The following is a 13,041-nucleotide window of genomic DNA, read 5'->3' as shown; positions in this document are numbered from 1 at the left end:
GGAAGATGCTTTTGTGGATATATCAGAAACATAGTTTTCTATTTTACGTGAAAAAAAAACCAGAAAGCACTATAAATAAGGATCAGAGCAAGGCAAAACAGCCCACAAAATAAATAGCGCAAAGAAAATCTTTTTTGTGATGATGGTATTTGAGAAGATGTAGACAACTTTAAAACTTTCTTTATCTTTTGATTTTCACCCCACCCTAAAAAGGATAAAGATTCTTAACATTCAACAATCTATAAACAATCCGCTTTTTAATCTATCGGGTTTTATCCGCTGACCACTTCATGGAATTCATCGTCTACCGCCCCAAAATACAAAATCTCATAAACTCAAAAAGCAAGATTCTCTTAAAAAAATCTTTAACAAAAAACACCTTACATGTAAAGGCTTACATGATTTTTCTATCTTTAACCTAAAAAAAACACTATTTTACAGCAGCATAAAAATGATAATAAACAGCGCATACTCACACAAGTGCGGTCGGTGTACAAAAGATCTGTCGTAATGCCCCTTCAAACCATTGGCTTAAAGCTCGATCATAGATTAAACGCCCTTCTAAATGTGCACAAGCAGGTTGAGCACCTTTTTCGGTCAATTTATGTGCTGAACGCGCCAATAAACGCCGCATCATAGCGCGTGTAAATTCAGCATGAAACTGTAAACCCCATGCATTGTTTCCATAACGGAAAGCTTGCGTAGGATATGTACTCCCTGTTGCCAAAAGCATTGCCTCTTTTGGTAAATCATAAATACCTTCATCATGAAAATGGTAGACCATTTCTGGCCACTTCATCAATTCCTTTCCTTGTGGGGTTACTTCTATTGGATACCAGCCCACTTCAACAGTCCCATCACTTCTTGTACCAACGCGCGCACCTAAATTTCGCGCTAACATTTGTGCTCCCAGACAAATACCTAAAAAAGGCTTGTTGTCCTTTAGCGATAACGAAATCCAATCAATTTCCTCACCAATATAAGCTTCGTTGTCATTCACACTCATCGGTCCCCCTAAAATAACAACACCAGCGTAATGTTTTAATGTGTCAGGAAGTTTTTGTCCAAAAATAGGATGATAAACATCAAGGACAAAACCATTTTGTTGTAAAAATTTTCCCAAACGACCAGTATAGGTAGATCGCCGATGAATAACGACAGCAATTCTTGGCTTGCTATCTTTTTGCTTTTTACCAAGACATCTTTGATGTAAAAACATTTTCTAACCAATCACCTCTGTAACGAAGTAAAACTCCATTTTTTTAAAGCGCAAGAGAATACTTTTATTGGACAAGATTAACAATAAATTTTTTTCTTCTACATTCATTGTTTCTTCTGAAAAAACACTCAAATTATCCTATTGATGCAATTTAAAATAAACGAAATTTTTTTCTCGATAAAAACGTCCCTTCTTCTTCTGTTTTAACCCCTGGGTCATCAACGTTTAAATGAATTTGGCTGAATGTTTTCTTATCTTTTTCTTTTATATCTTGTTTTTCCACCTGCATATTATACAAAAAAGAATCATCTATAGGCGTTAATTTTTCAAAGCTCTTATCTACAACACCATCACTTTTTTCCACAGCATCCTCTTTATCGTGATTTTTTGGCATAATATTGTCCGTCTCTAATGTGATAGAAGGTACACGGGGAGGAGCTTTCCATTCAAAACAGCCCAAACGTCCACTGATTGGAGAAACAGCTGACCAAGAAGAAAAAATAGCTCCATCACACATCCATACTGGATCACGTTCAGCACGAAGTGCTAAAGAAAGCCATTGACGCACAGCGCCTTGATTGTTTCCCTGTGCCTCTTCAATATCTGCCAATAATAAATAAACACTTTCCCGTGGATGATACTGCAATGCTTTTTGTGCCTGCTCTCTTGCTAATGCTGTTTCACCAGCATCCAAAGCAGCTTTGGCAATAAGGAAAGCCGACTCAAATGCATCTTTATTATAAGAAGCAAGTGTCTTAGCCCTTCTCAATCGTCCAACAGCTCCTTCTTCTCTTTCAAGATAAATCCTCCCCAAATCAGGATGAGGATTCTTCTTCCAAGCCGCTATAATCATTTTATCCGCTTTACGTATTTCATTTAATTTATAAAGAATATCAGCAGCTATAATTGTTATTGGAACAAAATCAGGCGCTAATTTATGGGCTTTCAAAATGGCTTCACGGGCTTTTACAGGATATGTATCAAACAAATGAAGTGCTTTCCCACTTAACAGTAAAACCTGTATATGCTGCCGCTCTTGAGTCGAACGAACAGAACGCGGGAGAGCTTTTTGCGCTTTTTCAAAAACAGTAAGTGCCTTATCCCATTTACCCTCAGCACCCAACCGATCCAGCACCACCTGATGTGCCCATACAAGTGCTGGCGATAAAGTTAGCGCCTCTTCTGCATATTGTTGGGCTGCCTCATAAGCCTTACTCTTCATCGCTTCACGAAACAAACCGTAAAGTCCAACCAGTTTTGTTGGATCTTCCTTTCTCATCTCCTCAAAAAGACTGATGGCACGAACAGAGTTATTTTGTAAAGACAAGGTTTGTGCTTTTAAGAGTTTTACCAACGGTTCTTGTTTTCCTGCAAGATATTTAGCAACCCGTTCCTCCATTTTTTGTGCAACCACACCATCACCAGCAAAAGTTGCAAGAATCCCCTTTGAGAGAGCTTCATAACCGCGCTTTCGATGGCGTTTATAAAAATAATTGGAAAAAGCACTCGGTATGGAAAAAAAGAAAGACAATAACCACCATAAAAGCACTAGCGTTGCAAAAAGCAAAATCAGCACACTTAACATTGTAAGGAATGAAGCAGAAAATCTGAAGTGCAAAAATGTGAGGACAAAAACACCATTGTGATTAGCAACCCACCCAAAAGCTAAGCCGATGATACAAACAATAAAAGTATAAATAAAAACACGTATCATCTGGATCCTATTTACATCTTTGTTGCCTTAAAAGACCCTTGTTGCACCGACAACAGCAATTGCTGCAACAATTGTTGAACAGTAATATGTCTTTCAAGCTTCTGAACAAAATCCATTGAAACATCTTTTGCACTTTGGGGCAATGATTGCCATTCGCTCAAAGCCTTTTCGTAATCACCGGCTTGAATAGCAACTTCCATGCGCGCAGCAATCGCCCCCAGAGTTGTCCCTTCAACATTTCCAATCGGTCGTGAAACAACAAGCCCTTTTATCCATGCTAAAATTCTGTCAAAAAAACCAGCATCTGACGCAACAATATTTTGCGTACGAACGATTGCATCGGCAACATGAGCAAAATCAATTGAAAGTTGTGCTGAACTTGGAAGCCCTACGGTGGCTGTCTTTTGCAACACATCAAGTCCATCAATCGAGGGTGATAATTGCTGTAACAGCTTTAATTCATTGCTATAAGACCCACCCCGTTCTACAGCATTTTTTAATGAACTGATTGCTGTAAAGAGCGCCATATCTATTCCTCTTTTCTCACTATTTTTAACAGTAATTTCCTCCTGAAATGCTTCCAACTGTTTTTTTAACGCAGCAAGATCATTTGCATTGCTCTGTCCAACAGACAAAGCCATTTCTATCTCTTTTGGCGCTCCAACAAGAGTTTGTACAGCCTCTTCAAGAGCTTTTACTTTTTCCTCTAAAATCGCAAAAGCTTGCCTACTTTCTTCTTTCGATAGCTCATTATTTGTCGTTGTTTTAAACTGCTGTGATGAAAAAGAAGAAAACTCTGTTTTTAATGCATCAATTTCTTGAAATAGCTGCTTCAATTGTTTTCTTGCTTCTTCCCCTTGGCTTTTTGCAGTTTCAACAATCTGTAAAACGTTTTTCTCTCCAACTGAATTTTCCACAAAAGGAGAAGAAAACAAACCCGCCCATTGAAGCCCCACAAAAACCCCCAAGGCAATGATTCCCCCTAGAATCCCTGAAAGAAGCAACAAAAGCCAAGCCGTACCAGAGGTACTTTTATCCTGATTTTGCATATTCTGTTTTTCTTGTGCATAAGATTCTACAGAATCTTGTATTTCTTTCTCTGAATCATGGGAAACAACTTCATGTTCAATGACGGGCTTCTTACGGCGCGTACCAGCATAATGTGATTTAACTTTTGGTTTTGAAGAATCGACCATCTCTGTCACTTTTTGTGCACATTTTCTTTGATGATAAAATAATAAAATGAAAAAAGTTTTAAAGATGAAGCTTTTCTCAAATATCTTTGTTTACTTTACATTCCTTTTACAAAGAGTATAACTTTATAGAAATTTCCTAAATAACATTTTTCTCAGTAATATTTACAATGATAAACTTTGATAGACAAGTTTTTAAAAACACATCTGAATTTTATACTAAAAAATACAGCTTCATTTTTTAATCAAGAATGCCATAAAATTCAAAATAAGGATTAAAATGCATTCTCTCATAGAAAAATCAATTCTTAAGAGAAATCCTTTGCATCTTTTTCTGTTCATGATACGCACGTAGGAAAGAAGCTTCAATATAAGGTCCCCTTTAAAATGCGTCTGTTGGGAATAGAAACAAGTTGTGATGAAACGGCAGCGGCTGTCATTGAATACAACAATGAATTAAACACCCGAATTCTTTCCAATATTGTTTGGAGTCAAATTGATCATCATGCCCCTTACGGTGGTGTTGTTCCTGAAATTGCCGCTCGTGCCCATGTTGAAATTCTTGATCATTTAATTCTTCAAGCCCTCACCGAAGCCAATATAAAATTAAAAGATATTGATGGCATTGCAGCCACCAGTGGACCTGGTTTGATAGGGGGGTTATTAGTAGGTGTTATGAGCGCAAAAGCACTCTCTCTTGCCACTGGAAAACCATTTATTGCTGTAAATCACTTAGAGGGGCATGCTTTAACAGCTGTGTTAACGCACAATGTTAAGTTTCCTTATTTATTACTTTTAGTTTCAGGGGGGCATACACAAACAATTCTTGTTCATGGAGTAGGTAACTATCAGCGTTTAGGAACCACCATTGATGATGCATTAGGAGAAGCCTTTGATAAAACTGCCAAACTTTTAGGTCTTCCTTATCCTGGTGGACCAGCACTTGAAAAAGCAGCTTTATTAGGTGATAAAAATCGCTTCCCTCTTCCACGACCTTTAAAAGGTGAAAAACGGTTAGATTTTTCTTTTTCAGGACTCAAAACGGCTGTTCGACAAGCCGCAACAGCCATAGCGCCTCTTACAGAAAATGATGTTGCTGATATTGCAGCAAGTTTTCAAGCCGCCGTGACCGATACGGTGCGTGATCGTGTTCTTTTGGCTCTAAAACATTTTACCAACCAATATCCTCTCTCTCATGATCAAGGAAAGCATTCTCCTGCTTTAGTTGTTGCAGGCGGCGTTGCTGCAAACCAAGCACTCCGCTCTACATTGCAAGAGCTTGCCCATCAACATGGTTTTGAATTTATAGCGCCTCCTCTTTCCTTGTGTACGGATAATGCAGCCATGATTGCTTTTGCCGGTGCACACAAGCTCGCACGAGGAGAAACAAGCCCTCTTGATATTGCCCCTCGCTCACGCTGGCCATTAGATGAAAAAGCCGCGCCCTTGATCGGAATGGGACGCCGTGGGACAAAAGCATAAGAAAATTAATTTTCCTCACCTTTCAAAGAACAAAGATTTTCACTCAATCCGGTCTGTAATCATCCAAATGGTTATTGGATCAATTTTCCACCTACAAACGATTTTATTTGCTTCTCATTTCACACGATTCACTTAACTCAAAGTGCGATAGGCAAACTTAAATATTCATCATATATTTTAAAAACACTTCATGTTTCAAGGAAACTTGCCTTATATCACCACACCTCAAATGACAATTTTTATGGCACCATAAAACGCACCCTACCCCACAAAGTATAATATCAAACTATTCTTTGACACCATAACCTTTGACCATTTATTTTGTTTCACAACCATTGTAGTAATTCTTCAAAACTAATTTTCTTGCTAAATTTTTTCTAATGTCGTGCACCTTTAGTGACTGCGTTTCAAACTATAGCCGAAAAGATAGTCAAGCCTCCACATAGCTGAGCAATTTTAAGTCTATTTTTTATGATACATTTTTCTGCTAAAAAATAAGCAAAATACAACTTAATTGGAGTCTACTCCTACAAATTATTTTGAAACAAAAAACAAATAACTCCCGCTCTTTACTCCATTTTAAAAATCATTATTGATGATATTACAAAGGTGCTTATAAAAAATTGGACATGATGAATGCATAACAATCTATGAAAAAGGTAAATACATGGCTTATTGGCTTTTTAAATCTGAACCTCATAAATGGTCATGGGAGATGCAAAAGAAAAAAGGAGCGGATGGCGAACAATGGGATGGTGTCCGCAATTATCAAGCCCGTAATAATATGCGTGCCATGAAATATGGCGATAAAGGCTTTTTTTATCACTCAAATAAAGGTTTAGAAATTGTAGGCATTGTCGAAATATGTGCTGAAGCACACCCTGATTCTACAAGCTCTGATCCACGCTGGGAATGTGTGGATATCCGTGCACTTTGTGACATGCCAACACCTGTTTCATTAAAACAAATTAAAGCCAATCCCAAACTAGCAAATATGGTTCTGGTCAATGCCAGCCGCTTATCAGTACAACCGGTAACAGAAGATGAATGGAAAGAAGTGTGTTTAATGGGCAACCTTAAGAAGGAAATGCTTTGATCTTAAAACAATAATTTTTATTTATCTAATCATATGAAACAATACTTCATAGAACAAAAGAGCGAGCACAATGCATTCCTTTACGTGTTCTCATGCTAATATACTCTTCCTTGTTATATTTTTTATTCTACACTCTGTCTCAATACAGCCCGCTAAAATGGTACAAACACTCTGTTCATGATGCATCTTTTCAGCATGGCTCAAGGGCAGACTGACTCAACGATTATAATGAATAAAACGACGAGTACGACACCGACCATTTCGTATACAAATGCGACGAAAAAACAATAAAAATGACCGTGAAATTCTCCTAAACAGTGCTATGTGTGAGAATATTGCACAGTTCTTTTCACGCTTAAAAACGCATCATACTGATTTAAAAAGAGTATTCATTGTTTTGCATGTTGGAGATGAAAGTCCCTCATACCGCAGGATTTTTCTCATTCCAAACCCGTTCCATGTTGGATCGATCAAAATTATGTCTTTTGTACGTTAAAAACAGAAAAGCCTGCGTAGATTAAAAACATATCTTTTATAAAGAGTCTCAAATACCAAGAGTCTCAACATTGAAAAGCCCCAAGCATATGATGGTGCCGGCTTGTTTCTTTCTAATATAAGCGTAAAGATGGTCGTTCCCAATGGCAAAATACGGCTTAGCGTATAAAAAACAACGCTTCCAATCAATGTATAATATTCTGTATACAAGGATACATCTTCTTTTTGGCAAGTGACCATAAAATCATAAAAGTTCATTTTTTAGAGACTCTCTTTTTTAACTTTCCTCTTTTAATTTTTCTTGCATCAAATCTCATTTTTCATGAAACTACTCTTTACTAATCAGTGCATTAACATGCCTATAAGGAAAAACATGAACTATACTCTTTTAATTGTTGAAGATGATGATCTACGCCCCATTTTGGTAGAACAATTGCAAATGCATCAAGAGTTTGAAATTTTCCAAGCAAAAACAGCTGAAGGGGGAATAAAAATAGTTCAAGAAGAAAATATTGATCTCGCTATTTTGGGACTTGCACTTCCTGATCTTAATGGTCGTAAAGCCGTTAAACAATTACGCACCAAAGGATTTCGTGCCCCTATTATCATGATAACGAATGATGATACAGACTGCGAGACCATTTTAGATCTTGAAACAGGCGCCAATGATTATGTGAAAAAACCCTTTCGCTTTGCGGTGTTATTAGCGCGAATTCGAGCACAATTGCGCCAATATGAACAAAATGAAGATGCGACCTTTCATATTGGCCCCTATACTTTTAAACTAAGACAAAAACTCCTTCTTGATCAATGCAACAATAAAATCTATCTCACAGAAAAAGAAACCGCGATTCTCAAATGCCTCTATTATGCTAACGATAAAATTGTCAGCCGTGAAACATTGTTAGAACAAGTTTGGGGTTATAATGAAAACGTTATCACCCATATTTTAGAAACCCATATCTATCGTTTACGACAAAAAATCGAAAATGATCCCTCCAATGCACAAATTCTCATGACAGATCAGAATGGTTATCGTTTAAATCTCTAATTTGATATTAACCGTTGCAAAAATAATTTTAATATCTTCAATCTTTCTTTGCATTAAAACAAAAACGAGACTGAAAAAAACGCTTACATGCAATTTGAGTGCTACCGTATAGAACTTCCCTTATCAGCGCTCTTATAACAAAAGACAGTTTTCTCTTATGAAAATATTCCAATACGAGAACGCGCAACAGAAATGCTTTCCAACCTCACAATATACTTGGCAATTTCTGCTTTATATGTTTTTTCTCTCTTTAAAATTTTAAATATATTTCGCATACAAATAATCGTAATATCTTTTAGCAATATTTTTTATCATAACCATTTTCTTTAGCATATTGATATTTATGATTATTTTTTTAATATACCGCCTCACACACTGCTTTACCTCATATTTACTCGCCTAAATTGAGAGATATTTTTTCTCCAATCATTGACTTACCTCCTCTTAAGAAACAGGATAATGAGTTATATGATATGTTTATCCGAACGATAAAGAAAGCCATTGAGCACTACCATCTTTATGCTGAATAAAAAGGATAAGCGAGCACCATCACATACTCAGGCGAGCTCTAAAATGTTACGACAATCCTACAACTCTTGGGATAAGTCCATAAGAAGTATATGTTCTTTCTGATCCAATTTTTACCTCCATGGCCCCCACTTGGGACATACAAGCAAATGATTTTGTTTGATTCAATATAAGAGAATCTTACGATATTCAGAAAGCTAATTCAAGTTGAATAATAAATAATTATTATAAATCAATATATTACACAATAAACCCCCATTAAAAAACATGGTGTATTTTCAAAAATACCTCTCTCATAATTGAAAAATTATTTAATATTATAAACAAAACTTTTATCTTATCCAAAGTGCGTTAAAGTCCTACACACCATAGAGATAAAGCGGCTATTTTTATAAAACCTTTTGATTTTTCATATCATAAGGCGATAGAAAACCATTGAAAAAATATTCTTTCCTTTAAAGAAACATTTCATCTTTCTGCCAAATCTATTTCACGTTATTTGTTCATAAACCATAATGCAAAAATCCTATCGGACACTCGCCATTTTGACACTTAACAAAATGCTCAGCATTTTTCTCACCTAGAATATTTGCTACGATTCATTAAAGATGATTTGCTATCTTGATACTTAAGATTTTATATTCACTGATTTATTCCACGTATAATGTGCAAACAAATATTTTTTTATTGTTAATATGAAAGTTTGAAAGAAGCTTCATAAATTTGCGATTCTTATGCTAATGGCAAAATAATTAATGATTTTTATAAATTAAAATATTTCTTGTCTGTGGGGATAAAGCAGGAATAAAAACACGTCGCGACTGACGACGCTGTACGAGCAACCCCTGATAAACACGTTTTTGTGCCTGACAGATTAAGAGTCCACCAAAATAAGGAAAAAGATGGCGTGCAAATGGCTCATAAAAAAATGAGAACAATCGCGAAACATGACCTGTATAGGGCATATAATGGACAATTTCTTGGATTGCTTCAGAAACAAAATTTGTTTTTTCAAACAAACGCGTAATCTGTTGCCGAGTATAGGGTTCGCCATAACCAAAAGGTGTCGTCGTATTGCGTGCCCAAAAACCAGAGCGATTAGGAACAATGACAATCAAACGACCATTGGGTGCTAAAACACGCCATATTTCATTCAACGTTTCAAATGAATTCTCTGTATATTCTAATGCATGGACCAATAAAATACAATCAACTGATGCATCAGAAAGCGGTAAGTCTTCTTCAAAAACAAGCGCTGTAGCAACCTGCTCAACACAAGGCCAAGGCGAAGCTCCTTGCCTAGCTGGCATAAAAGCAAAACATTGTTGGGTACGTTTACGTAATGCAGAAAGATAAGGAAGTGTATACCCCAACCCCATAACCCGTTTATCCGTAAGATTAGGCCACCATAAATTCAATTGGTCACACAGCACCTTTTGTACACGCAGTCCAAGTGCAGAAGCATAAAAATCTTTCAGTGTGACAATATCCAATTCAACATACCATGTAGAAACAAATTTCAAATATTATAAGATCTTCATATACTAAACCTATATGGACTTCTACTCTTTATCCGCAATAGCGAACATTTCAATATTTCACATTCTAAACTTAAATGATCAAAAAAAGCAGAACAAAAGGATGATGATTGCATGATAAGCACTTCAATCATTTTCTTTTGAGATGAATTCCATAGAGGTTTCTCCTATGCTGCTTCTGACATTAATTAAGAAAAAAGCCAACAATTGGTTAATTAAAATGAAGCAACCTTTCAAGATAGTTTTTTTCCACTTCTGGAATATGTTCCCTACCAAGGCGTTTGCGAATTTCATCCAAAATTTGCCGCGTACGCATTTGATCACTTTCTTGTGGAAGGGCTTCACCTTCTTGTCCTTCATCTGTTTTTGAAGAAAGTGGACGCCCTAACGGATCTTTCGGACTAGAATCAGCATTTTGATCATTCCCTGTTTCTTTGAGTGTTTCACGCATTTTTTTCAAAACACTTTGGGCACCTTGCCGCAAAGATTCTAAAGCATCAGACTGATTTTGTATAGATTCCTGATGATTTCCATGATCAAGAGCATCTTCTGCGGAATTCATTTTTTCTTCCGCCTTTTTCAAGGCATCACCTGTTTCAAATCCTTGTTCTAATAATTCTTTTTCTAATGTTGATAATTCAGACTGCAATTCAGCCTGACGTTTTTTTAAAGATTTTTTTTGTTTTTCCGGTATATGTTCCCCACGTTTTTGTCCCATCTCTAACTGATGTGTTTCATTGAGAATTTCTTGCTGACGACGCATTAAATCTCCAAGTTGGTCCATCTTTTCTTTCATGTGTGTAGATTGACTTTTTTCTCCCTCATTTTGATTGCCTTTTTGTACCTGCAAATGGTCAAGCGTTTGTTCAATTTCCGCCAAGAGTTGTTCCGCTGCTAAAGAAGAGCCAGTTTTAGCCATTTCCTCAATGAGATTCAGTTTTTCTTGTAATGTATCTTCAGAAAGATTAGGGCTTTTTGAGCTTTTAGAATTTTTAGAAACTTGACTATCTGGTGCTTTTTCAGCCAAAGCTTGAATATACGCCTCCATGGCTTGACGTAAATCTGCCATAAGCCGTTCAATTTCTTCTGCTGGAGCACCATACCGTAGTGCATCCCGTAAAGCAGCTTGTGCTTGTTTTAAATTTTTCTGCACGGATTCAAGCTGATTGCCTTCAATCCCTAAAGCAATCTGCCATAAATAATCCACCACATCGTACAAGTCCTCTTCTGTTTGTGCCAAAGAAAGCCTTGTCCACGCACTTTGTAGAACGAGAAAATGCGCTGCATTTTGAAGCCCCTTTTCTGGACGCACCAGCAAAGCAGAAAGCATATCCAATACATGCTCTTTCGCAGACACATCAAGAGCAAGTAAACGACGTAATTCACTCACAGAACGTGCAACAGGATTTGAAAAAACACGCTGTGGTAATATCATAACAAAAGTTTTGCTACGCCCTTTCTGCCCCGCACCATCTTCTGCTACCAAAGTAATTTTAACCTGCGAACCCGCCCATGGATGCGCTGATACATCATGTACTGTCCGCATTTTACCCTTTCCACCCCGTGGAAGCAGAAGCTCTATTTCCGGAGCCTTATAAAGAGAAGGAGCATTTTTATTCTGAGGAAAAAAAGGCTCTATTTCAACAAAAGCCTTTGTCACACCATAATCATCATCCAATTCATACCGTAGCTCTAACGACCCTGTTAAAATCCGCCCTGGTTTCTCTAGCCAACGAATTGTTGGAAAAGCATCTTTAATCATCTGCAAATGCCACTGCTGTTTTTTACGACGTGATGATACAAACAAATCCATTGAATGCTTCAAATGTGTTTCAAAATGAATAATTGGGGCATTCAAGGCTGTTTTTTCATTTTTCTCTGAAAACGAAATTTCTTGTCCCTCATCTACAGACTTTGCTTTTACCCTAATACCAGCGCCATTGACAACACGTACAACCACATCACTCCCTTCAGGAATTTCCAGTTGTGTCTTCTCATCTTTTGTCAAATAAATAGGTGCAACACCGGTATAAGCAGGGGGTGTTACCCAAGCATCAATCCGCATGAATTTTTCATGAACAACAGGACGAAAATCAAAAGCATCAGCTAAACGCCCCCCTCGTGAACCAAAAGAAAAACTAAAAGCACACACAAAAAGGAGAACACATAAAGCCCTCAAAGCCAAAGGATCATAAGCCGCACTATTAAGCGAGATAAATCCAATTTTTAAATGGACTAATTGTTCTGCCATTCGGCGTTGATGTTCACGCCAAATAACAGCACTAAAATCTTCCTCATTTTCAGAACATACATGATCTGTTTGAATATTCAAAGGCTGGTGTTTAAGATCATTAACCTGTTCAAGACGGTGATCCACTTCCCGCATTGTGGGAAACCGAAAACCAATAAGAAAAAATAAACTCGCTCCAGCACAAACCAGCATCCCCCCAAGTAAAAGCCAATGGGACCAATATCCTAAAATACCAAAAAGTCCCAACCAACTAAACGAACAAAAGAGGCTGAGAACAACGAAAAACGGCCACAATCGTACCCATATCCGTTCAAATGAAAGAATCCCCCACATCAAAATGCGCACACACAAAAGCTTCATTGCAAAGCTCTTGATGTTTTTATTTTTTATAAACAAGCATTTTTCCCCTTTTACCGTGATGTATTAAGATCATAAAAGCCATACAAGACAATTCCCAGAAAATAAATTGTTTCA

General features: G+C 37.0%; 8 protein-coding genes. 3 read left to right on the top strand and 5 right to left on the bottom strand.

Features of this window, described 5'->3' with window-relative positions; all coding sequences use genetic code 11:
- Positions 1 to 472 precede the first annotated feature (472 nt).
- The 3 genes from B5V81_RS02435 to B5V81_RS02425 form a co-directional block, all read right to left on the bottom strand.
- Positions 473 to 1,219, bottom strand: coding sequence for a glutamine amidotransferase (locus B5V81_RS02435; protein ID WP_212111841.1), 747 nt, complete (start codon positions 1,217 to 1,219; stop codon positions 473 to 475).
- Between the two features lie 151 nt (positions 1,220 to 1,370).
- Entirely contained in the window at positions 1,371 to 2,933 is a 1,563-nt protein-coding gene (locus B5V81_RS02430; RefSeq protein WP_212111837.1) for a heme biosynthesis protein HemY, read from the bottom strand.
- An 11-nt stretch (positions 2,934 to 2,944) separates the two neighbouring features.
- Complete coding sequence (locus B5V81_RS02425) at positions 2,945 to 4,129, bottom strand: COG4223 family protein (RefSeq protein ID WP_212111836.1); 1,185 nt, start codon at positions 4,127 to 4,129, stop codon at positions 2,945 to 2,947.
- 384 nt (positions 4,130 to 4,513) lie between these two features.
- Between B5V81_RS02425 and tsaD the strand changes: the two genes are divergently transcribed.
- The 3 genes from tsaD to B5V81_RS02410 all read left to right on the top strand — a co-directional run bounded on the left by tsaD (position 4,514) and on the right by B5V81_RS02410 (position 8,250).
- A complete protein-coding gene (gene tsaD, locus B5V81_RS02420; RefSeq protein ID WP_212111833.1) occupies positions 4,514 to 5,608 on the top strand; it encodes a tRNA (adenosine(37)-N6)-threonylcarbamoyltransferase complex transferase subunit TsaD in 1,095 nt (364 codons plus the stop codon).
- Positions 5,609 to 6,275: 667 nt separating this feature from the next.
- The gene (locus B5V81_RS02415; protein WP_212111832.1) at positions 6,276 to 6,704 is read left to right on the top strand and encodes an EVE domain-containing protein; all 429 of its coding nucleotides are present in this window, start codon (positions 6,276 to 6,278) and stop codon (positions 6,702 to 6,704) included.
- Positions 6,705 to 7,572: 868 nt separating this feature from the next.
- Positions 7,573 to 8,250: a response regulator transcription factor gene (locus tag B5V81_RS02410; protein ID WP_212111831.1), complete on the top strand. Its 678-nt coding sequence runs from the start codon at positions 7,573 to 7,575 to the stop codon at positions 8,248 to 8,250.
- A gap of 1,280 nt (positions 8,251 to 9,530) precedes the next feature.
- Here B5V81_RS02410 and B5V81_RS02405 read toward each other — a convergent pair.
- On the bottom strand, positions 9,531 to 10,301 hold the full coding sequence (locus tag B5V81_RS02405) for a class I SAM-dependent methyltransferase (protein WP_212111830.1): 771 nt from the start codon (positions 10,299 to 10,301) through the stop codon (positions 9,531 to 9,533).
- Between the two features lie 226 nt (positions 10,302 to 10,527).
- On the bottom strand, positions 10,528 to 12,957 hold the full coding sequence (locus B5V81_RS02400) for a TIGR02302 family protein (protein WP_212111914.1): 2,430 nt from the start codon (positions 12,955 to 12,957) through the stop codon (positions 10,528 to 10,530).
- Between the last annotated feature and the right edge of the window lie 84 nt (positions 12,958 to 13,041).

Source organism: Bartonella queenslandensis (assembly GCF_018155095.1).
Taxonomy (GTDB): domain Bacteria; phylum Pseudomonadota; class Alphaproteobacteria; order Rhizobiales; family Rhizobiaceae; genus Bartonella; species Bartonella queenslandensis_B.
The sequence above is the reverse complement of the archived record's forward strand: the minus strand, read 5'-3'. Positions and strand labels throughout refer to the sequence as shown.